This is a genomic window from Mucilaginibacter sp. A3364, from assembly GCF_059690715.1.
Genome location: NZ_JCAWED010000003.1, coordinates 123,409 through 144,268, shown reverse-complemented (window position 1 = coordinate 144,268; position 20,860 = coordinate 123,409). Strand labels below are relative to the sequence as shown.

At 43.8% G+C, this 20,860-nt stretch carries 22 protein-coding genes; 8 read left to right on the top strand and 14 right to left on the bottom strand.

Annotated elements, in window-relative coordinates:
• Window positions 1-77 precede the first annotated feature (77 nt).
• Together AC59JT_RS18875 and msrA are read right to left on the bottom strand one after the other, a co-directional pair.
• Entirely contained in the window at window positions 78-875 is a 798-nt protein-coding gene (locus AC59JT_RS18875) for a 5'-nucleotidase, lipoprotein e(P4) family (RefSeq protein WP_497402002.1), read from the bottom strand.
• A gap of 1 nt (window position 876) precedes the next feature.
• On the bottom strand, window positions 877-1,437 hold the full coding sequence (gene msrA, locus AC59JT_RS18870; protein WP_497402000.1) for a peptide-methionine (S)-S-oxide reductase MsrA: 561 nt from the start codon (window positions 1,435-1,437) through the stop codon (window positions 877-879).
• 272 nt (window positions 1,438-1,709) lie between these two features.
• On the opposite strand from msrA, the gene AC59JT_RS18865 reads away from it, so the two are divergent.
• Window positions 1,710-2,102, top strand: coding sequence for a DoxX family membrane protein (locus AC59JT_RS18865; protein WP_497401997.1), 393 nt, complete (start codon window positions 1,710-1,712; stop codon window positions 2,100-2,102).
• Between the two features lie 202 nt (window positions 2,103-2,304).
• Here AC59JT_RS18865 and AC59JT_RS18860 read toward each other — a convergent pair whose 3' ends face one another.
• Together AC59JT_RS18860 and AC59JT_RS18855 are read right to left on the bottom strand one after the other, a co-directional pair.
• Window positions 2,305-3,366: a hypothetical protein gene (locus tag AC59JT_RS18860; RefSeq protein ID WP_497401994.1), complete on the bottom strand. Its 1,062-nt coding sequence runs from the start codon at window positions 3,364-3,366 to the stop codon at window positions 2,305-2,307.
• A gap of 79 nt (window positions 3,367-3,445) precedes the next feature.
• A complete protein-coding gene (locus AC59JT_RS18855; RefSeq protein ID WP_497401989.1) occupies window positions 3,446-4,330 on the bottom strand; it encodes a class I SAM-dependent methyltransferase in 885 nt (294 codons plus the stop codon).
• A 101-nt stretch (window positions 4,331-4,431) separates the two neighbouring features.
• Here AC59JT_RS18855 and AC59JT_RS18850 point away from each other — a divergent pair, with 101 nt between their 5' ends.
• Window positions 4,432-5,262, top strand: coding sequence for a hypothetical protein (locus tag AC59JT_RS18850; protein WP_497401984.1), 831 nt, complete (start codon window positions 4,432-4,434; stop codon window positions 5,260-5,262).
• Window positions 5,263-5,350: 88 nt separating this feature from the next.
• Here AC59JT_RS18850 and AC59JT_RS18845 read toward each other — a convergent pair whose 3' ends face one another.
• The 4 genes from AC59JT_RS18845 to AC59JT_RS18830 all read right to left on the bottom strand — a co-directional run bounded on the left by AC59JT_RS18845 (window position 5,351) and on the right by AC59JT_RS18830 (window position 8,626).
• On the bottom strand, window positions 5,351-6,103 hold the full coding sequence (locus AC59JT_RS18845) for an ABC transporter ATP-binding protein (RefSeq protein WP_497401980.1): 753 nt from the start codon (window positions 6,101-6,103) through the stop codon (window positions 5,351-5,353).
• On the bottom strand, window positions 6,100-6,831 hold the full coding sequence (locus tag AC59JT_RS18840; protein WP_497401975.1) for an MlaE family ABC transporter permease: 732 nt from the start codon (window positions 6,829-6,831) through the stop codon (window positions 6,100-6,102). The genes AC59JT_RS18845 and AC59JT_RS18840 overlap by 4 nt, the downstream gene beginning before the upstream one ends.
• Window positions 6,832-6,945: 114 nt before the next feature.
• On the bottom strand, window positions 6,946-7,851 hold the full coding sequence (locus AC59JT_RS18835; protein WP_497401973.1) for a TonB family protein: 906 nt from the start codon (window positions 7,849-7,851) through the stop codon (window positions 6,946-6,948).
• 10 nt (window positions 7,852-7,861) lie between these two features.
• A complete protein-coding gene (locus AC59JT_RS18830; RefSeq protein ID WP_497401971.1) occupies window positions 7,862-8,626 on the bottom strand; it encodes an energy transducer TonB in 765 nt (254 codons plus the stop codon).
• Window positions 8,627-8,772: 146 nt separating this feature from the next.
• On the opposite strand from AC59JT_RS18830, the gene AC59JT_RS18825 reads away from it, so the two are divergent.
• The 3 genes from AC59JT_RS18825 (at window position 8,773) to AC59JT_RS18815 (ending at window position 11,103) form a co-directional block, all read left to right on the top strand.
• Complete coding sequence (locus AC59JT_RS18825) at window positions 8,773-9,477, top strand: SDR family oxidoreductase (protein ID WP_497401969.1); 705 nt, start codon at window positions 8,773-8,775, stop codon at window positions 9,475-9,477.
• A 25-nt stretch (window positions 9,478-9,502) separates the two neighbouring features.
• Window positions 9,503-10,075, top strand: coding sequence for a PspC domain-containing protein (locus AC59JT_RS18820; protein ID WP_497401967.1), 573 nt, complete (start codon window positions 9,503-9,505; stop codon window positions 10,073-10,075).
• A gap of 65 nt (window positions 10,076-10,140) precedes the next feature.
• Complete coding sequence (locus AC59JT_RS18815; RefSeq protein WP_497401965.1) at window positions 10,141-11,103, top strand: toast rack family protein; 963 nt, start codon at window positions 10,141-10,143, stop codon at window positions 11,101-11,103.
• Here AC59JT_RS18815 and AC59JT_RS18810 read toward each other — a convergent pair.
• Complete coding sequence (locus AC59JT_RS18810) at window positions 11,100-11,732, bottom strand: RDD family protein (RefSeq protein WP_497401963.1); 633 nt, start codon at window positions 11,730-11,732, stop codon at window positions 11,100-11,102. The two genes, AC59JT_RS18815 and AC59JT_RS18810, sit on opposite strands and share 4 nt — an antisense overlap.
• 166 nt (window positions 11,733-11,898) lie before the next feature.
• Here AC59JT_RS18810 and ispG point away from each other — a divergent pair, with 166 nt between their 5' ends.
• Window positions 11,899-13,908 carry a (E)-4-hydroxy-3-methylbut-2-enyl-diphosphate synthase gene (ispG, locus tag AC59JT_RS18805; RefSeq protein WP_497401960.1) on the top strand — a complete coding sequence of 670 codons (2,010 nt, stop codon included), beginning with the start codon at window positions 11,899-11,901 and terminating at the stop codon, window positions 13,906-13,908.
• On the opposite strand, the gene AC59JT_RS18800 is transcribed toward ispG, so the two are convergent.
• From AC59JT_RS18800 to AC59JT_RS18785, 4 genes are all read right to left on the bottom strand, one after another.
• Window positions 13,905-14,567, bottom strand: a complete 663-nt coding sequence (locus AC59JT_RS18800; RefSeq protein WP_497401958.1) for an energy transducer TonB — start codon at window positions 14,565-14,567, stop codon at window positions 13,905-13,907. The genes ispG and AC59JT_RS18800 overlap by 4 nt on opposite strands.
• An 87-nt stretch (window positions 14,568-14,654) precedes the next feature.
• Window positions 14,655-15,686, bottom strand: coding sequence for an MBL fold metallo-hydrolase (locus AC59JT_RS18795; protein ID WP_497401956.1), 1,032 nt, complete (start codon window positions 15,684-15,686; stop codon window positions 14,655-14,657).
• A gap of 30 nt (window positions 15,687-15,716) precedes the next feature.
• Window positions 15,717-16,547 (bottom strand): alpha/beta hydrolase family protein, encoded by an 831-nt coding sequence (locus tag AC59JT_RS18790; protein ID WP_497401954.1) that lies wholly within the window; start codon window positions 16,545-16,547, stop codon window positions 15,717-15,719.
• Window positions 16,548-16,683: 136 nt separating this feature from the next.
• Complete coding sequence (locus tag AC59JT_RS18785; protein ID WP_497401952.1) at window positions 16,684-17,082, bottom strand: DoxX family protein; 399 nt, start codon at window positions 17,080-17,082, stop codon at window positions 16,684-16,686.
• 151 nt (window positions 17,083-17,233) lie between these two features.
• Here AC59JT_RS18785 and hemA point away from each other — a divergent pair, with 151 nt between their 5' ends.
• Window positions 17,234-18,460 (top strand): glutamyl-tRNA reductase, encoded by a 1,227-nt coding sequence (gene hemA, locus AC59JT_RS18780; RefSeq protein ID WP_497401949.1) that lies wholly within the window; start codon window positions 17,234-17,236, stop codon window positions 18,458-18,460.
• Between the two features lie 93 nt (window positions 18,461-18,553).
• On the opposite strand, the gene AC59JT_RS18775 is transcribed toward hemA, so the two are convergent.
• A complete protein-coding gene (locus tag AC59JT_RS18775; protein ID WP_497401946.1) occupies window positions 18,554-19,027 on the bottom strand; it encodes a hypothetical protein in 474 nt (157 codons plus the stop codon).
• 221 nt (window positions 19,028-19,248) lie between these two features.
• Here AC59JT_RS18775 and hemC point away from each other — a divergent pair, with 221 nt between their 5' ends.
• Window positions 19,249-20,823 carry a hydroxymethylbilane synthase gene (hemC, locus tag AC59JT_RS18770; RefSeq protein ID WP_497401944.1) on the top strand — a complete coding sequence of 525 codons (1,575 nt, stop codon included), beginning with the start codon at window positions 19,249-19,251 and terminating at the stop codon, window positions 20,821-20,823.
• Window positions 20,824-20,860 lie beyond the last annotated feature (37 nt).

Genomic DNA, 20,860 nt, shown 5'->3' with positions numbered 1-20,860 from the left:
TACAACGAAATTATCATTTTATAACGCAATGACCGTTATGCTGTTTTAAAATTATTTGTGCATAAGCTATAATCCCACTATTTATCCACCTTAATAATACTCCGGATCACCGAATCCTTTTGTGCCGGTGTTAGTTTGTTATTGAAGTTGAAAAACGCGCCTTCAAAATCGCCATAACTGGGATTAGGCAATACAATATATTTGCTACCGAACTGCTTACTCAGCTTCTCAGTAGTGGCATTGCGGGCTTCCTGTAAGGGCTTGTTATCATACTGCGTGTCAAAATCCGGCAGGTTATCGCCACACAGCAGTACAATGTTATATTTTTTGAGTATTTCCTGTCTGCGAGCTTCCTTGCTAGAAACGGTTTGACGGAGGATGATATGTTGTTCATCAGCATAAGGTAATCCGTAAAGCTTTAAGTTTCGTGTGGTACCTGCGCGCTCGTCCTCATCTCGATTAGTTACATAAAATACGGTAACGCCTTTTGATGCCGCGTATTTAAAGAACGACGGCGCACCCGGCACAGTATCGGCAATGCCTTTGGCGGTCCAGCGTTTCCAGGCCTGCAGATCAAATTCCTGATTATTAATGGCGCGGGCGGCGTCGTAGGGGCTGTTATCTAACAACGTCTCATCAATATCAGTTACCACCGCCAATGGTTTTTTGCTTTTCAGCCGTAGGGCTGCATCCAAACGTAATTTAGCAATGTTATAAGCCTGGAAGCATAGCGCCTTATATTCCGCTGCGCGTTGCTGGTAAAGCGATGCCCATGTTTTGCCACCATTTGACAGTGAAGTGGGTATGGGTTTATCCTGTGCTTTAACAACAGCACAACTCAGTATAACAAGGCAGGTAATTAAAACTCTTTTCATCCTATTTTAAAAGGTCAAAATTTATCTTATCCGTAAATTCCTTAATAAATTTATTCAGCTTAGGCTGAATAACGAATGCGCAATAGCCTTTGTTGGTATTATCAACATAGTAATTTTGGTGATAATCCTCCGCTTTATAAAACTCGCTTACCGGGCTTAGCTCGGTTACTATCGGGCTGTCAAAAATCTGCTCATCGGTCAGTTTTTTGATCATGGCCTCCGTGTGTTCTTTCTGCTCCGCTGTATGATAAAATACTACCGAACGATACTGCGTGCCTACATCGTTACCCTGACGGTTAAGCGTTGTTGGATCGTGTGTTTTGAAAAATATCAGCAGCAGTTCTTCAATGCTTACTAGATCAGCATCATATTCCACCTCAATCACTTCGGCATGGCCCGTTCTGCCGGTGCAGATCTGCTCGTAAGTTGGGTTTTTAGTGTGGCCACCCATATAGCCCGATGTTACAGCCAGTACGCCTTTTAAGGTTTGAAAAACAGCTTCGGTGCACCAAAAGCAACCGCCGCCAAAAGTTATTTTTTGTGTATTTGTTGTGTTACTCATTTCTGTATATCAAGTCTCTTGTTGCATTTTGTATAGGTAAATTTACGCATTTCTCACGGTTCGGTTTCTCTCGCCATAAAAAACTACAGTGCTATTACCTAATGTGGCGTAACGGGATTTTGTTTGGATGTTTGCCCCGTTCACAATACTTCCGGTTACTATTTATTTAACGTTACCATGACAAGGCTGTAGTTTAATTAAATGTTTAAACATTTATATTTGGTAGTATAATTGATACATAACATTTTAAAACTCACAAAAATTCATCAGCTATGAAAATTGCAGCACTAATAGCCCGCATACTACTGGGCTTAATTTATGTAGTATTTGGCCTTAATTTCTTCTTCCACTTTATACCGATGGATCAGCCTAAAATGACCGAGCAAGCCACCGCGTTTTCGGGCGGATTGTATGGCTCGGGTTACTTTTTTCAATACATGAAGGGCATAGAAATTATCAGCGGACTGTTTATCCTGATCAATCGTTTCACGCCTTTCTTTTTATTGACGTTGTTACCTATTAGCTTAAACATATTTCTGTTTCACACCATTTTGGCCCCGGCAGGTATACCAATGGGCCTGGCCGTAATTGTATTGAACGTGTTTTTATGTGTGGCTTACTTTAAGTACTATAAAAGCGTGTTTACTTTTGAGCCAACGATATAACTCAATTATCTCACGTGTCATCTCGAGCGACAGCGAGAGATCTATACACAAGCTAAGTTAATGGATTATCTATCCGTGTATAGATTCTCCCGTTGGTCGAAATGATAAGAGGGATGATAAATAAAAGAGCCGAGGCATTTGCCACGGCTCTTTTGTTTATGCTATTCAAAGTCCTCCCCCTCGGGAGGGTTGGGAGGGATAATTACTGATACTGAATATAAATCGGCGAAGGTTTATATTTCAAAACCTCCTCCGGCGTCATCATATGATGAGGCGCTTTCTTGATATCGTTTTTGTAAAACAGTTTGAAACCGGTAAACTGTACCGGCTCCGAGAAAATGAAGTGCCGGTAAGTACCCATTTTTAACTCAGGTTCGCCCCAGCCGTCCATGTCCATTACCACCTGCACTTCAGGGCGCAGTTTGATGCTTTGGTAGTTGGTCACCATTTTTTTGGTGAAACGGTGTACGATCAGGATCTTTGGTGGCAGACCGTTTTTCTTAACCAGGTTAGCCAGGTAGCCTGTTACGTAATTAATATCGGCCGCGTCATAAGTGCCTATTTTTTTGCCCGGCTTGCTACCGTCTTTCATCGAAAACTCAGGGTCCATACCAAAATGTACGTGGGGCATTTTTAAGTACGGCTCTAGTAAAGGCAATTCAGCTTGAATATTACTTAACGCTACCTGTACATCTAAAAACACCAAAGCATTTATTTTTTTGGCGATAGTTAATACACTGTCAATTTGTTTAAATGGCATGCGGTAACGGTATTTACCATCTTTACCGCCATCGCCTTGCGCAACTACTGCAATGTAGTGCAGGGCTGGCTGTACCGGCGTTTGCGGATCGGCTTTGCTCCAGGCCTTTACTTCGCCTTTTAGTTTAGCCAACATTTCGTTTGGCGGCAATTCGCCCAGGATACCCATTTTTTTAGAGTATAGGTTACCGTAATAAGCAACCACGCGCTTAAATGGCAAAATAGCACCCGGGCCCGGAGTCGGCGTATTTTTAACCGGCCACCTGCCGGTAGTATCGCCATGCGCCAAACGTTTCATCAACGAATCATATTGAACCTTATCAACCGGTGGATAGTTATTTTTAGCCGTGGTATCTGATACCGATGGGCCATTATCTTCGGCCTCCTTATTTTTGGCGGCAGCTGTAGTATCGGTTGTTTTTTTGTTGCCATTACTTTGGCCGCAGCTTGAGAAGGCGATGAGCGTAGCCAATGCCAGCACAGGAGTACAAAAGATGTTTTTCATTTATTAAGAGATTGTTTTTAACAAGGTGCAAAATAGCATCTTTTAAAATGCTTATAGGTTAAATTTATCCACAAAAAGGCTATTTGTGTTTATAAAACTTACCAAACACACCTAAGGGTAATTTTATGCCCGAAGTAGCCTGCAGATACAGTTCGCCAATTTCCAGGTTTTCAACCTGTGGGAACGCGCTTTTGATCAGGTTTTCTACAATAACTGCCGAGAAACCAAGCGAGTAGGTGTTCAGGATCAGGAAATGTTCTTCCGGGTCAAGCAGTTGCACTACGTCCTGCATCATCTCGCGGATATGGTCTTCCAGTTTCCATTTTTCGCCGTTGGGGCCGTGGCCGTATGCTGGCGGATCAAGGATGATACCGTTGTATTTTTTACCGCGTTTAAGTTCGCGCTTTACAAATTTCAGGGCATCTTCAACCACCCAGCGAATATCTTTCAGTCCGGATAATTCCTGGTTTTCGTTACCCCAGGTAACCACCTGGCGTATCGAGTCAACGTGCGTAGTATCGGCACCGGCGCCGCGCGCAATCAGCGATGCGCCACCTGTGTAGGCAAACAGGTTAAGCACTTTGGGGTTAGGTGATTTAAATTTTTTAACGTTTGATGAAATGTAATCCCAGTTTACCGCCTGCTCGGGGAAGATACCCACATGCTTGAACGAAGTTAAACCCAGGCGGAATTTGATAGCTGTCTCGGGGTTTTTATACTCGATATGCCATCTGTCAGGCGTAGCCGGACTTTTTTTGATCCACTCGCCTGATGTTGCCGAACGGCCCTTGAATCTGATATGGTACAGGCGCTGCCATTCGCTTTGCGGCATCGCCTTACTCCAAACCGCCTGTGGCTCGGGGCGGATCAGGATCACATCACCAAAACGCTCCAGCTTTTCAAAGTCGCCGCAATCAATCAGTTCGTAGTCTTTCCAGTGGGTGGGCGTAAGTAGTTGGATCATTCTTTTTTGTATCAAGTATTGAGTATCAGGCAGCAAAACTACCAGCATGCAAAATTAACAGAATATTACGTATTTTTAGTGAACCAATTGTAAACCCTGATTTGAAACATTTAAACTATTGCATACGCGTGCTGCTTGTAGCAGTACTATTTTGCCCGATAATAACCCTCGCACAGCGCTTACCAGCTGTGCAACCTACCGGTTTGAAGGCGCCGGCCAACACCAAAGCCGATGGCACAATAGATGAATGGGGGCCAAAGCTGCAAGCCTACAATCGCGCCAACCAGGTGTTTTACACTATAGCTAATGACGACAAGAACCTATACCTGGTTGTGCGCGCCGACCGCCCCGAAATTGTTGCTAAAGTAGCCTTAGGCGGTGTAACGCTGGCCATAAATAAAGAAGGTAAAAAGGACGAAAAGAATACCATGGCGGTTACCTTCCCCGCGCATGATAAGCAGGAGGAGCCTTTTTATATCAACCCTAAAAACATACCGGTTTTAAGTAAAGATACCGCAGAAAATAAACGCCTGATCGATTCCTTCCGTAACGAACTTAATAAAAGAATAGGCCAGAAATTTAAGTTTATTAAAGTTGAAGGCTTTGCAGATATTGAAGATGACGTGCTGTCGCGATACAACAACGAGGGCCTTAAAGCATCCGGATTGATGGATAGTAAGCTTGCCTATAACTACGAACTTGCCATCCCCCTTAAATACTTACCTAAAAGCGCGCAGGAAAGCGGCAAGTTTATGTACAACCTAAAGCTTAACGGTGCCATTTTAAACGGTGCCAAGGTTGAAGTTACCGGCGATGTTATCATGTACTCGGCCAGTAACGGCCAAAGCTATAATGCCGGCAGGGCAACGCCCGATAAGCTGATGATAGCTTTCCCTACTGATTTTTGGGGAGAGTATGTTCTTGTAAAGTAGGAGAGGGTATCAAGTATTTAGTATCAAGTATCAAGATTTTTTTGCCGGGCAGTCTGGCTACTTGATACTAGCTACTCAATACTAAAACCTACAACTTCCCCTTAGCTGCCTGCATAAACTTGCTGGCGAATACGAAGTCGTTAAGTTCCTTGTTATCCGTATGGGCGATGTCTTTATTGCTGCCTTCCCACCATTTCTGGCCCTGGTGTAAAAAGATAATATGATCGCCAATACCCATCACCGAGTTCATATCGTGCGTTACCACAACGGTGGTAATTTTGTATTCTTCGGTGATCTCGTTGATCAGTTCGTCAATCAGGATGGACGTTTTTGGGTCGAGGCCCGAGTTGGGTTCGTCAACAAACAGGTATTTGGGCTCCATGGAAATGGCGCGGGCAATGCCTACACGCTTTTTCATACCACCGGATAATTCGGCCGGGAAGAGTTTGTTTTTTCCCGCCAGGTTTACCCTTTCCAAACAAAAGTTGGCTCGGTCCAGTTTTTCGGCGCGGCTTTGGTCTGTAAACAGGTTTAGTGGAAACATGATGTTTTCCTCAACCGTCATCGAATCGAACAAAGCCGAGTTTTGAAACAGCATACCTATTTCCTTGCGGATGGGTACACGCTCTTCAAAGCTAAGTTCGGTAAAGCTTTGCCCGTCAAAAATTACTTTGCCTTTGGTAGGCTCGTGCAAGCCAACAATACATTTAAGCAATGTGGTTTTGCCTGATCCCGATCCGCCTATAATTAAATGATTTTTACCTGGTTCGAAGGTGGCGCTGATGCCTTTTAGCACCTCGTTTTCGCCGAAGGTTTTAAAAATATCTTTGATCTCGATCATAATAACATACTCGAGATTAAAAGGTCAGCAAATAATACCATGATACAGCTGTAAACTACACCGGTTGTAGCCGATTGGCCTACTTCCAATGCGCCGCCTTCGGTATAAAAACCATTGTAAGCACATATAGAAGTGATAAGGAAACCGTAAACAATCGACTTAACGGCACACACCGTAACAATAACCGGGTTAAAACCATCCTGTAAACCTGTGATGTATTCGGCAGGGGCTATATCCCGTGTAATAACGCAGGCCAGGTAGCCACCGCATAAACCTAGCGCTACAGATACGATTGTAAGCAGCGGTATCATAGAAACGCCGCTGATGATCTTCGGCGCTATTAAATAACCAGGCGCGTTTACACCCATTATTTCCAGGGCATCTATTTGCTCGGTTACCCGCATGGTGCCTATTTGCGAGGCAATGCTTGAACCCACCCGGCCGGCCAATACCAGTGCCGAAATAGTGGGGCTAAACTCTAAAATAGTAGAATCTCGCGAAATACCACCCGCAATACTGCGTGGTACCAACGGGCTTGATAACTGGAAAGCCACCTGTATGGTAGCCACCGCGCCAATAAATACCGAAATAATGGCAATAATGCCTAACGAACCTATGCCGATGGATACCATCTCGCGCATAACCTCGTTCCAATAAACTTTAAACTTTTCGGGCTTACGGAAACTAAGCCTTAATAAAAGTATATATCTGCCTAGGGTGAAAAACATTCGTCGCTATAAAATCAAGGTTAAAAATACATTTTTAGTTTGAGGCAATGATATACTTACCGCTTATTTAACCAAATAGTGGGGGATTTGTTTACGCAGATCAAACCTGTTTTCCTAATCGCCTAAGGTAAATCGTATTGGTATAGTATACTTAACACGAACAGGTCTACCCTTTGCTAGTCCTGGCTGCCATTTTGGGGATAAAGTCATTATTCGTTCAGCTTCTTCCTTTAAAGTTAGAGATGGCCCGTCGATAGCTTTTATATTTGATAAAGAGCCGTCTTTTTCAATAACGAATGTTATAGTAACTTTACCCTGAACTTTATTTCTCTTATCAAGCGTAGGGTAACGAACAGTTCTGGACACGAAGTTAAAAAATCGTTCCACTCCACCCGTAAAACTAGGTTGAACATCAACTTTTATGTAAGCTTCACCAGCTACACGAGTTGTTGTGTCTGCATCGTAATTATACTTCCAGTCATCGCCAAGTATCCCTCCCTTAACCCGGCCTTCTTTTACCAACCAGCTAAAATCGTCATTAAAAATCAACCATTTTCCGTTACCATTATCAGCAACTACATTTCCTGTCGAATCTTTGCACGTTATAAATCGACGTTCAAAAACTTTGTTGTAACGCGTTATCGTATAAATTTTACCGTTGGGATAGTAATCTATTACATCACCTACGATGTCACCTTTATTGAAATTCGTAATGTTTTTTCTTTTCCCGTTTGGAAAATAGCTGATAGCAGAACCTTCAAACTTTAAATCGCCGGCTCTTGATCGTGCAGCGGCAATTAACTTTTGTTTTCCATTTGAATAATACTCGCGAATGGGGAAAATATCTTTGTCCACAGCCGAATCAGGGGGCAATATAAACCTAATATATTCTGCACTATCCCTACTCATTGTAAGGTTACCATCAAATTTTACAAAATTCACTATCGTATCCCGCCTTTGCGCCCGCGCTCCCTGCAAACACATCAACCCCAAAACAAATACTAATAATACTTTCCTCATAAACATAAAGTTAACGTACTTCACTCATCATAAAAGCAAACGGCATGGTCATCCGCGTGCGTACCGGTATACCGTTCACAGTACCCGGTTCCCATCTTGGCGCAATGCCGATAATTTTTAATACTTCCTGGCCCAGTGCGATTGATGGTGCCGAAATGTAGCGCAGGTTTGATAACGAGCCATTCTTTTCCACCACGAAGGTAACCATCACCTTGCCGCCTATGTTATTCTCCATTTCATAATGAGGGTAGCGCACATTGCGGTTAAAGAACTGGTAAAAGGCGCTAACATCAGGGTTAAAGGTTGGCGGTGTATCTGTTAAGCTGTAAACGCGCTCGCCAACGTTATCTGTCGAATCGCGGTTAAAATCAACAGAAATTACGAAAGGCATTTTAACCGGTTTATTTTTGATCATACCCGGTTTCCATGGCCCCATGCCTTTGGCAATGCGCAGGGCTTCGGTTTCCATTTCGGGCGATGCGCTGCGTAGCGGGGTGAAATTGCTTAGCGTGCCATCTTTTTCTATAATAAAACCTATATAAGCGGGCTCAATATCTCCATTGTTTTTATCTGTCGGGCGATATTGTATACTTTTTTGCAGATACTCGTTTAGGGCACCCATGCCGCCAACATAGGATGGTTGAACCTCGAGCGATTTACCCACCCGGGCTTTTTCCAGGAATTTGGTATCCTGCGGCAGGTCTTGGAATTTTTGAGCTTGTGCCTTATAAATAAACAGGCACGACAGTATAAAAACAGATAAGGCTTTGCGCATAGGTTGCTAAATAAATCGAAAGATAAAACCAATTTTTTAATATGCCAATAATATTCCCCCGAAACAAAATACTTTTTCACCGACTATTAAGCCCCGTTCCCCGATTATTATAGCACGGGTGTAGCATTTATATCTACTTTAGTACTATGAAAAACGCGTTAATAACCGGTGCAACTAAAGGAATGGGAAGGGCCATTGCCATTGCTTTAGCAAAACAAGGCGTAAACATAGCCATCAACTCGCGCAAGGCTGATGAGCTTGATGCCTTTACAACCGAGCTGTTGCAAATTAACCCGGCCATAAAAGTGTTTACCGCCGTAGCCGATGGCAGCAATAAAAAACAACTGCTGCAATTTGCTACCGATGCTAAACAGGCACTGGGCGATGTGCAAATACTGGTTAACAACCTGGGTACTTATGCCTACTCCAGCATATTGGATGATAGCGATGAGTTATTTGAACAAATGATAAATACCAACCTGATGCCCGCTTATGAGCTTTACCGTTTCTTCGGCAAAAGCATGAAAGCCAATGGCGAGGGCCACATATTTAACATATGCTCGATAGCCGCTAAAGACCCGATTGCCGAAGCCGGCATGTACACGGTAACAAAAGCCGCGCTGCTAAGTCTTAACCACGTAATGCGGTTAGAGATGCAGCCACACGGTGTAAAGGTTACCGCAGTTATACCGGGTTCAACCTTAACCACTTCATGGGATGGCCAGGATGTTGACAAAAACAGAATGGTTTTACCTGAGGATATAGCTTCGGCAATTGTAACTGTTTACCAAATGAGTGCCGGTGCTAACGTTGACGAAATAATTATTAAACCAGCCTACGGGCAATTGTAAAACAATCAAACTAAACTTAACTAAAATGGAAAAGAAATTATATAGAGACGAACAAAACGGTAAAGTAGCCGGCGTGTGCGCCGGTTTAGCCGAATACTTAAATGTTGACGTAACCGTAATACGTGTAATATTTGTAGTTGCCCTGTTAATGAAAGGTGTAGGCTTTGTGCCTTACCTGGTAATGTGGATAGTGTTACCTAAAAAGAACCCGTTCATGCAACCGAACATACACGTTGATTATACTGTGCCTCCGGTAAGCAACCCATTTGCCAGCGGTCCGCAAAATGCAGCTAACCCTTTTACAGCTACCGGTGCACCGTTTGCCATGCCGCCTAAAAAGAAATCAAGCGCGGGCTTAATTGTAGGTATTGGCCTGGTGCTATTTGGCTCATACTTTTTGCTGGATAATTTTGATATCCTGCCGGATCTTGACCTGGAACGACTTTGGCCTATTGCGTTGATAATTTTAGGCGCCAGCGTAGTACTATCAGGTAAAAAACAACCATGGGACAAAGCCGACTGGCATAAAACTGAACCCAAAGAAGAGCAAATTTTCACCGAAGAAAAACCGGCCGACGATAATAACCCAACCGTTTAACAAAAAACCATAGTCGATAGACCATGGTCTATCGACTAAAATATCACAACATAAATATAAAGATCATGAAAAGTAATAAATTAATCCCCGGCGTAACCCTGATATTGATAGGCGCCGTTATATTATTAAGCAATTACGATGTTGTAAATGTACATTGGGGTAACTTTTTTCACCTATGGCCATTGTTTATTGTAATAGCAGGTATCAACCTCATATTTGCCAACAACAAAGCTACCTGGGCAACTGCCTTAAAATTGAGTGTTATTATTATAGGTTTTGGCCTGGTTGTGTTTGGTGATTTTGGCGGAAGGCATAACCGTTGGAGTGATAATTTAGCCTTCGAGTTTGATGACGATGACGACCACGATGGTGATTACAAGGTACATGCCAGCAAATCATTTACCGAAGCTTATAATGATAGCATCAAAGTAGCTCATTTAAATATCAGCGGTGGCGGTACTGTTTATCGTTTAAGCGATACTACAGCTCAATTGTTTACCGCCGAAGCCAACACGTTTGGTAACAACTTTAACAACTACCTAACCCGTGTAAATACCGATTCGCTTACCGTGCTTAGTTATAAAATGAAAAACAATAACAACGGTAAATTTAAATGGCATGGCCGTGGCAACAAATCAAACATAGTTACTTTTAAATTAAACACTAACCCGGTTTGGGATATCAAAATAGAAACCGGTGCATCAAAAGTTGATTTTGACCTAAGCAAATTCAAAGTAAAATCACTCGACCTGGAAGGTGGTGCCGCGTCAATGGATGTAAAATTGGGTGAGCCGCTGCAAACTACCAGTGTTGAGGTATCAACAGGTGCTTCAGAGGTGGTAATAAGCGTACCTAAAGCAGCCGCAGTGCATATCAGTAAAAATACAGGCTTGTCATCATCAGATTTTGATGGCTTTAACAAAACAACTGATAATAACTATGAAACCACAGGTTTTGCTACCGCGAAAAACAAGCTGTACATTAAAATTAACGGTGGAGTGTCAGACTTTAAAGTGAAAAGATATTAATTTAAAACCTGGCTATTGGTGTTTAAAACATAAGTTTTAGCCAGGTTATCATACCAGTTTTGTTTATGCTCACTAATCAGCATACTTAAAAAAGGTATCCATATAGTAATCGATAATACCACACCTACGTTGCGCATTAATGATGTTAGCAGCGTAGGTTTTTTTCCGTCAATATCAACCACCAGCAGTTTAAAGGCCCGTTTACCCAGGGTGCCTTTAGATGATAAAGATTCGCAGATAGTTTTATAGGCCAGAAATATACCCAGGAAGCTGACGTATAAAGTTAGTATGCCCGGCGGAAGCGGATCGCCAAATTTATAATCGGCCGGGATACTGATCAGGCCCATACCTACTTCCACCCGCTCAATGATGATATACAGCGGAAAGTAATCTATCAAAAAGGCAAGAACACGGCGCCCAAAGCTTGCCAGGTTGTCGCCCGTAGGGAAATAAATACCGCGCGACTCAAAATAAGCATAAAACTCGGGAATTTCCGACGCCAGCTGCCACTCGCCCGTAGCCGATGTTGCTACCAGTGTGTGCACATCAAGCCCTTGGCGTATCAACGCGTTAACTGTAAACGGTCCTGTTCGTTCTTCGCCTTCCTGTAAATAATATTCCTTGTTCATTACTGCGTATAAAATGCGGGCGAAAGGTAGAGATTTACCGGCAAAAAAATCAAAAGGATATTAATTAACAACGGATTTTTTAATGGCAACGCTAAAATAGCCGATAATTAAATAGACGGGCGCATCGTTATAATCCTTAAATTTGCACCCGAAAATAGATTGTTGCATGAGTGTTCCTGCTATAAAAACTTTACCCGGTGATTATTGTAATTCTTTAACCGAATATTCGCGCTTTATTACACGCGAAGTGCACATTGGCGATCTGGCCATGGGCGGCAATAATCCCATCCGCATACAAAGCATGACCACTACCGATACCATGGACACCCTTGGTACTGTGGAGCAATCTATACGTATGATAGAAGCCGGTTGCGAACTGGTGCGCATTACGGCCCCCAGCATTAAAGAAGCGCAAAACCTGGCCGAAATAAAAAAACAGATCCGCCAGCGCGGCTATAACACCCCGCTGGTTGCCGATATACATTTTACCCCCAACGCTGCCGAAGTAGCCGCCCGCATTGTTGAAAAAGTGCGCGTAAACCCCGGCAACTACGCAGATAAAAAGAAATTTGATCAGCTAGATTACACAGATAGCGAATACCAAGGCGAACTTGATCGTATTTTCCAAAAATTTACCCCGCTTGTTAATGTATGTAAGGAGTATGGCACAGCTATGCGTATCGGCACCAACCACGGTTCGTTAAGCGATAGGATCATGAGCCGTTATGGCGATACCCCGCAGGGTATGGTGGAATCGGCGATGGAATTTATGCGGATGTGCGAAGCGCTGAATTATTATAACCTGGTTATCTCCATGAAATCAAGTAACCCGCAGGTAATGGTGCAAGCCTACCGCCTGCTGGTAAAAACGATGGTTGCCGAAGGTATGAATTATCCGCTGCACCTGGGCGTAACCGAAGCTGGCGACGGTGAGGATGGTCGTATCAAATCAGCCGTAGGTATTGGTACTTTACTGGAAGATGGCCTGGGCGATACCGTACGCGTATCGCTAACTGAAGAACCCGAAGCCGAGGCGCCGGTGGCGATTGCCTTGGTGAACCGTTATTCGAGTCGGAAGTCTGAAGTCGAAAGTCTGAAGTCGGGTAAAGTGACTTTAGACTCAGAACTTAAGACTCAAGACTCACAACACAATCCCTTCGATTACAAAAAACGCCATACTTACGAGGCCAACGCCTTCATTGGTGGCCACATGGTGCCGCGTGTAGTGGCCGATATTTCAAAAGCTAATCTAAAAGATCCGTCGATATTAAACGATGTGGGTTACTTGTACTCGCCGCTGTTGGACAAATACAACATGGCTGAGCAATCGGTTGATTTTGTTTATCTGGCGGATGAATTACCATCGTTCACCCTGCCGGGAAACTTAAAGCAGTTGTATAACTATGCCACCTGGAAAAATCTGGCGGATAAAATGCTTTGCCACCCGGTGTTTACTTTGCAGGAGTTTATTGGCGATGTTGATCGCTCATCAGCGCTAAACCTTGTAAAACTAAAGCCTGCTGATATCGACAGCGACGAGTTTGGTTCCTTACCTTTTGATACTTCGCTGGTGTTTGTGTTAGAAACTGATGCCTTACATGGCATGGCCGATCAGCGCGCTTTCTTCTTCAAAATGGAGGAATTAGGATTGGAGATTCCTATCATCATCAAGCGTACTTACAACTTCCCGACTCAAGACTCAGAACTCAACACTCAAAATTTACAACTCTACGCCGCAACAGACCTCGGCGCCTTGCTTGTCGATGGTTTCGGCGACGGTATCTGGATAGACGCGCCGGAGGTTGATACAAAAATCATTACCTCAACCGCCTTTGGTATTTTGCAGGCTACCCGCTCGCGTATATCAAAAACCGAATACATATCATGCCCAAGCTGCGGCCGAACGCTGTTCGACCTCATGGTTACCACGCAAATGATCCGCAGCCGTACCAGTCACCTTAAAGGGCTGAAAATTGGCATCATGGGCTGCATCGTAAACGGCCCCGGCGAAATGGCCGATGCCGACTATGGTTACGTAGGCTCGGGTACGGATAAGATTACCCTGTATCGCGGTAAGGAAGCGGTGAAGAAAAATATTACTTCGGCAAACGCCTTGGATGAGTTGATCGGGATCATTCGTGAGGATGGTAACTGGATAGAGCCGGTAGAGGCTTAATCCTTACGCCCTTTAAAATTTATAGGTAGCACATACTCGCGTGATATTTTTTCGCCGTTAAAAGTGGCGGGTATCCAATTGGGCAATATGCTTACCAGGCGCATGGCTTCCCGGTTGCTGGCACCGTCAAGCCCCCTGGTAATTTGTGGTTCTATTAAGCGACCCGTCGCGTCGATGGTGAAACTTACTATTACTTTGCCTTTAGTGCCCTGGTTACGTATGTTTTTTTTGATGAAGTTATTCAATGCTACCTTACCACCTGGTATGCTTGGTTCACTGGCAACGCAAATAACCTCGCCTAATAATAATTGTGATTTATCGTTTGCTTTATTGATTGCCGTAGCCGCAGGTTTAATTTGAGCTTTGGCTTTGGTGCTTAGCGATCCTAGTCCTATAAGCACCAAAGCTGCCGATACCCATTTTTTCCAGCCAGATACTTTGATGGCTTGCGGGGCCATCTGTTTGATGGAAAATCTGCCGCAAACATGATTATTATTCTCCGCCAGTATTAACAAAAATTCCTTTTGTTTGGCATTGGTAAAGTCGTACACTTTTTTGCTGCAGCTATTACAGTGCCTGCCGGTGCCTGCGTCGGCCATATCATTCCAGTTTTTATTACACGAAAACTTTAACGAAACATTGCTTATAGGTTTGTTCATGGTCTTGCTTTTTTATACAAGATGCAGGTATCTGTAAAATTCCATAAACAAAATAAATTCAAAAGCTCAGGAATCGAAAGTCCCGGCTCAACTCTTAAACTTCCGCCACCACCCCGAATTATAAGCACCTTCAACTTCAGTAGGTTTACCCGGTTCCGGTACAAAAAGCTCCAGGCCCTTTTCTATAGCAAATTTTTCCAACAACTCAATCGGCTCAAACCAATCGTGCAGGGCCAGGTTAAAGGTGCCCCAGTGTATGGGCATCATCAGCTTACCTTTAAGAGCCAGGTGGGCGTTGCTGGCATTATCAGGGCCCATATGTATATCAGGCCAGTTTTTGCCGTAGGCGCCTATCTCCAACATCGTTAAATCAAACGGACCGTAGGCATCACCTATCTCCTTAAATTGCGGATGCCAACCCGAATCAGCACCAAAATAAATATTATGGCTTTTGCCTTTAATCACAAATGACGACCACAATGTTTCGTTGCGACCTACAATGCCCCGACCGGAAAAATGGCGGGCCGGTAAGGCGGTAATTACGCAATCATGATCTATCATCACGTTATCGCCCCAATCCATTTCGGTAATAAAATTTTTTTCAATCCCCCATTTGGCCAGATATTGCCCAACCCCCAGCGAACAGAAAAACGGGATGTTACTACCCGCGAAAAACTCAATCGTCGCCTTGTCCAAATGATCATAATGATCATGCGAGCAAATTACCGCGTCCAGTTTAGGCAAGTCTTTCAATGCCAAAGGCGGATTAAAAAAACGTTTAGGACCCATCAATTGCGTAAACGACACGCGCTGGCTCCAAACCGGATCGGTCAATATCGTACGGCCATCTATCTCTATTAATAAACTCGAGTGACCTATCAGCGTAACTCTTAAACCACTTGCCGGTGGGGTTTGATATATTGAGGCATCAGTATGAAAAGGGCCTAACCGTTTTTTAGGAACAGTTTCGTTCTTGTTATTCCAGTACTCACGTATAATGGGTATCATCTTAGCGAAACCCGCCTCATCAGTAGGGATGGTATTTAAAAATTTATTGCCTTTTTTTATCGATCCGCTTAAGCTCATGTAATAGTAGATGTGTGTTATATTGATATACACAGCAACGTTTAAATTGTGCTGTATTAAATTTTATTCATTTAAAAAGTCAACCGTCTGTTTGCAAAATTGCTGCAAGCCATCGGGTAGGGTAGCGCCGGGGTAAGGGTGCAGGCCGCCAAAAGTATGATCGCCGCCCGCAACTTCAATAAAACGAGCATCGGGCTGTGCTCTGGCCAGTTCGCGGGCGTGGCTAATGTTTACGGTTTTGTCATCATCGCCGTGTATCAACAGCCAGGGCTGGATAATTTTAGCGGCCTGGGTAACAATATCCAGTCGCGCGCGGTTGCGTTCCAAATCATCAAGCAAAGTGCTTTTTATAGGCATTTGCTGGTGCGTGCGACTGTTATACATGTATAAAATGCCTTGCAGCTTCCATTGTTCTTCGGCTTGTTTGGGCCACAGGTTCCTGAAATTGGCTACCGCGCCTAGCGTTACCAGTTTTTTCACCCGCTTGTCTTCGGCTGTTTTAATAATGCTGATGCCGCCACCCATACTATGGCCAATCAAATAAACCAATGGGGCACGCGATATGGCCGAACCATTGCAGGCAAAATCAATAACCGTATTCAGATCTTCCAGCTCAATGCTGAAGGTATTATCGGCAAAAGCTATCAGGTCAACAAAATCAACTGGATGATCAGGCGTGGTGCCGTTATGCGAAAAATTAAACTTCAGGAAACGGAACCCTTCCTTCACAAAAGCCTCGGCCAACAGGTTATGTGTGCCCCAGTCTTTAAACCCTTTAAAGCCGTGGGCGAAGATGATAAGCGGCGCGTTTTTATTGTTCGCGTCATAAGTCAGGTCGGCCAGCATAGGGCGGGCCTTAGCGCCGGGAAGTGTGAAGTGGTCTTTTTTTATCATTGAGTATTTCAATAATACCATAATGACGATCGTGAAGCAAATTTATTGGATGATTTTGCAAATTTAACCCCTCCCGACCTCCCCAAAAGAGAGGAGGCATGGTTGAAAAGCATTTCATGTTATAAGGTTTTACCCGCTAAACCTCCTCTCCTTTGGGGAGGCCGGGAGCGGTATGCCACCAAGCCCACCCCACCAACACCGGCTGCAACAACAATCTCGCCCAGGCAACCAAAGGCGTAACGGTAAACGTATTGAGCTTAAAAGGCGCATCAATAATCATTTGAATATGCACGGGTAAAAACGCTATCAGCATTAAACACAAGCCATAAACCGCCGTTTTGCGGGTTGTTTTAAAGATCAGCATCAGTCCAAATAAAATTTCAAATGCGCCCGAAACGTAATTGATAAGTATCGGGAACGGAATATAATGCGGAATGATGCGGATGTAGCCGTTTGGGTTTACAAAATGGTTTATACCCGCCGCGATATAGCCAATTGTCAATATCAGCAGGCTTATGTTTTTAGCTTTTTTCATTATTTTATCTGGGTTTTGTGTTGATATACAGTTGTTTAAGTAATGTAATTTCATTTATTTAAAAACATTCTAAATACCGCTGTATGACAAAGGCTTGACATTGATTGTGCTTAAGGATGTTATTTTTGTTGGGTTAAAATTTAAAACTGCTTTGAAGTATTTAAAGGTAATAGCTTTTACGCATAAACAGATTGAGCTGAAGGAGTTGGGTAAGTTGGTTATCTGTCAGGAAAATCTGTCCGATAAACTGCATGCAGTTAAAGCCGCGTTTGGTATTACCGAAATGTTTTACCTGGCAACCTGTAACCGTGTGGAGTTTGTAATGCTTACACCGCAGGAGGTTGACAAAACCTTTGCCAAAAAGTTCATCGAAGCTTTAAATTCGGGCATGTGCCCGCACCATATGGATACCTTTATAGATGCAGCCTGCATTTATGAAGACCAGGAAGCGCTGAATCACCTGTTGCGCACTTCGTGCTCGCTGGAGAGTTTGGTCGTCGGCGAAAAGGAAATTCTGGCCCAGTTGCGCAAAGCCTATGAAGATTGCCGCGAGGCAGGCCTGACCGGAGACGGGATGCGAATGTTTATGAACTGTGTCGTCAAAACCGCTAAAGAAGTTTACACACACACCGCCATCTCTAAAAATCCCATCTCGGTAGTATCACTGGCCTACCGGAAGCTTAAAGACCTTAAGCTATGTACCAATGCCCGCATCCTGTTAATAGGCGCCGGCGAAACCAACCAAAACATTTCAAAATACCTGCAAAAGCATAAGTTCTCTAACTTCGCTGTGTTTAACCGCACACTGTCAAAAGCCGAAAAACTGGCCCGCGACCTTAACGGCGAAGCTTTTACTTTAGATGCTTTGGCAAGCTATAATAAAGGGTTTGATGTTATCATCACCTGCACATCGGCAGTTGAGCCCATCATCACTCCCGAAATTTATACCACACTACTGAACGGCGAAACCAACAAAAAAACTATTGTTGATTTAGCTATACCTAATGATACCGCTCCCGAAGTATTGGAGCAATTCCCGGTACACTTTATCGAGGTGTACTCACTTAACGAGGTAGCCAAACGCAACCTGCAGGAGCGCTACCAGGAGCTTACCCATGCCGAAGCGATCATCGATCGTAACATGGAAGAGTTTATCCACCTGTTAAAACAACGCCGCGTTGAACTGGCCATGCGCCAGGTGCCCGAAAAGATCAAAGAGATCCGTAACACCGCCATCAACTCCGTTTTTGCCGACGAGCTTTTAGCTATGGATGAGCAATCGCGCGAAACCCTGGAGAAAGTGATCAATTACATGGAGAAAAAGTACATCAGCGTACCCATGATCATGGCGAAGGATATCTTGATCAACAATAATTAATTTTATTGCTCGGATTACATTCACGCTACACGTGGAATAGATAGCATAAAAAAGGCCCCTTTGTAAAGGAGCCTTTCTTTTTACCTGTATTATTTACTGTTTACTAAACGTATATATAATATAAGCCGTTTTAGCACCCACCGCGATAGGGGATTTTAACGTCATCGAACTTCCGTCCACCTGCGCTACATAAAGCTGGTAGCCTTCGGCTATATTTTTAGCTTTCTCGCCTTCGTATATTTTCTTAAACTGAAACATCGGGTTGCTTTTATCCTGGTCGTTATAACTCCAGAAGATGGTCTGTGATGTTCCGCTGGCTAAGGTGTACGAGCCATTGCCGCTGCCGGTTAATTTCCATACACTGTTTACAAAAGCTTGTGGCGGTGCCTGGTTAAAAACATCCTGCACGGCGCTGGCAACAATGCCATCATAACTAACATTAGTTAACGTCCAGGTGCCATTAATACGGCCATTTGAAGCGCCAACCAAGGCTTTCCCTGTTGAACAGGCTTGTAAAATAACTGCTAGGGCTAAAACCGTAAAGGTAAATTGTAATATCTTTTTCATGACTTTGTTGTGTGTTATACGAGGAAACTACACAAATCCTGCCAATAATGTTTTCTCTCAATAAAAAATAATTACTCGGTAAAAATTGCTCAAACCATCCGCTCATCTACACATTACCATATCTGCACATCAAACATTCGTCACTCAATTTTCATATCATTAATTAAAAGTGCAATCATCTGTATAAAAAATTAAATTTGCAGGTGCAAACGAACACCCACTTGGAAAGAACACTCATCATAGGAACCCGTGGCAGCGAACTGGCGCTGTGGCAAGCTAATTTTGTGAAGGATAGCCTGGCAGCAGCCGGCATTACCGCCGAGCTTAAAATTATCAAAACGCAAGGCGACCGCATCCTCAATTTAAGTTTTGACAAACTGGAAGGCAAAGGCTTTTTTACCAAGGAATTGGAAGAAGAGTTATTAGCCGGCACTATTGACCTGGCTGTTCACTCGCACAAAGACCTGCCTACCGAGAACCCGCCGGGATTGATCATTGCCGCGGTGTCTGAACGTGAGGACCCATCTGAGTTGTTATTGATCTTAAAAGATTGTGTAGACGTTAAGCAAAAGCTTTCGGTTAAATATGGTGCCATTGTGGGTACTTCATCAAACCGTCGTAAAGCGCAATTGCTGGCCTACCGCCCCGATCTGGAAATTGAAGATCTGCGCGGCAACGTACCAACCCGCATAGGCAAACTGCGCGATGAAGCATATGATGCCATTATGTTGGCCAAAGCCGGTGTGCACCGTTTGGGTATTGACCTGAGCGAATTTCACGTAGAAGAACTGACACCAAATGAACTGATCCCGGCCCCTGCACAAGGAGCCTTAGCCATACAGATCCGCGAAAGCGATACTGAACTGTTCCAGGCATTACAGGTATTACACCATCCTGATGTTGCCGAAGAATTAGCGGTTGAGCGTACCGTGCTTAAACTATTCGGCGGCGGTTGCCATTTGCCTTTAGGCGTTTATTGCCGCAAGGAAGATGATGCTTACCAGGTATTCGCTTCGAAAGCCGATGAGGGCGACCAGTTTCCCGACAGGTTATTTTTAGAGGCGCCAACTACAGAAGGTTTGTCTGAAAAAGTGGTAAGTTATTTCCAAAAGGACAGAAAACTACCGGGCAGCGTATTCATCTCGCGCGAGGTATCTGAGCAAAGCTATTTCCGCAGAGCGTTAGAAAAACATAATATAAACATTGACGGCCGCTCGTTGATCCGTACCGTGCCGGTTATTAATAAGCTTGATTCATATATATTAAAATATGTGGATTGGATCTTTTTCTCGAGCAAAAACGCTGTTGAATATTTTTTCAAACTTGAACCGCTATTGCCTAAAGATGTAAAATTTGGTGTAATGGGTGCCGGATCTGAAGAGATGCTGCGTCGTAAAGGTTACTTTGCCAATTTTACCGGCTTGGGAGTTGAACCGTCGGAAGTTGCCGAAGAGTTTGCTAAACTGGCCAATGGCACACAGGTGCTTTTCCCGCGCGCGGAAGATTCTTTAAGAAGCATACAAAAAGGCTTATCGGCCGATACCAAGATCATCGACCTATCGATATACGAAACCGTTTTGGAAGAGAACGTAGAAGGCTCGGGTGCGGATGTATTGGTGTTTACCAGCCCATCAAACGTGGATGCCTATTTTGCTGATAATTTAATGGACCCCTATCAAAAGGTGATCGCTATTGGCAGATCAACCGGCAAAAAATTTGATGAGATGGGCGTAAAATATACCCTGCCTTTTAGCCCCGACGAAGTTGGTTTGGCTGAGGCGGTGTTTGGATTGTAAAGTCCATAGTCGATGGTCGATAGTCCATAGACTTTAA

Coding starts and splice junctions, on each gene's coding strand:
- AC59JT_RS18820 (WP_497401967.1), top strand. CDS start 9,503: ATGGAAAAGAAATTATATAGAGACGAACAAAACGGTAAAGTAGCCGGC.
- AC59JT_RS18785 (WP_497401952.1), bottom strand. CDS start 17,082: ATGAAAAAAGCTAAAAACATAAGCCTGCTGATATTGACAATTGGCTAT.
- ispG (WP_497401960.1), top strand. CDS start 11,899: ATGAGTGTTCCTGCTATAAAAACTTTACCCGGTGATTATTGTAATTCT.
- AC59JT_RS18775 (WP_497401946.1), bottom strand. CDS start 19,027: ATGAAAAAGATATTACAATTTACCTTTACGGTTTTAGCCCTAGCAGTT.
- AC59JT_RS18855 (WP_497401989.1), bottom strand. CDS start 4,330: ATGATCCAACTACTTACGCCCACCCACTGGAAAGACTACGAACTGATT.
- msrA (WP_497402000.1), bottom strand. CDS start 1,437: ATGAGTAACACAACAAATACACAAAAAATAACTTTTGGCGGCGGTTGC.
- AC59JT_RS18840 (WP_497401975.1), bottom strand. CDS start 6,831: ATGTTTTTCACCCTAGGCAGATATATACTTTTATTAAGGCTTAGTTTC.
- AC59JT_RS18835 (WP_497401973.1), bottom strand. CDS start 7,851: ATGAGGAAAGTATTATTAGTATTTGTTTTGGGGTTGATGTGTTTGCAG.
- AC59JT_RS18815 (WP_497401965.1), top strand. CDS start 10,141: ATGAAAAGTAATAAATTAATCCCCGGCGTAACCCTGATATTGATAGGC.
- AC59JT_RS18830 (WP_497401971.1), bottom strand. CDS start 8,626: ATGCGCAAAGCCTTATCTGTTTTTATACTGTCGTGCCTGTTTATTTAT.
- AC59JT_RS18810 (WP_497401963.1), bottom strand. CDS start 11,732: ATGAACAAGGAATATTATTTACAGGAAGGCGAAGAACGAACAGGACCG.
- AC59JT_RS18790 (WP_497401954.1), bottom strand. CDS start 16,547: ATGATAAAAAAAGACCACTTCACACTTCCCGGCGCTAAGGCCCGCCCT.
- AC59JT_RS18875 (WP_497402002.1), bottom strand. CDS start 875: ATGAAAAGAGTTTTAATTACCTGCCTTGTTATACTGAGTTGTGCTGTT.
- AC59JT_RS18825 (WP_497401969.1), top strand. CDS start 8,773: ATGAAAAACGCGTTAATAACCGGTGCAACTAAAGGAATGGGAAGGGCC.
- AC59JT_RS18860 (WP_497401994.1), bottom strand. CDS start 3,366: ATGAAAAACATCTTTTGTACTCCTGTGCTGGCATTGGCTACGCTCATC.
- AC59JT_RS18865 (WP_497401997.1), top strand. CDS start 1,710: ATGAAAATTGCAGCACTAATAGCCCGCATACTACTGGGCTTAATTTAT.
- AC59JT_RS18845 (WP_497401980.1), bottom strand. CDS start 6,103: ATGATCGAGATCAAAGATATTTTTAAAACCTTCGGCGAAAACGAGGTG.
- AC59JT_RS18800 (WP_497401958.1), bottom strand. CDS start 14,567: ATGAACAAACCTATAAGCAATGTTTCGTTAAAGTTTTCGTGTAATAAA.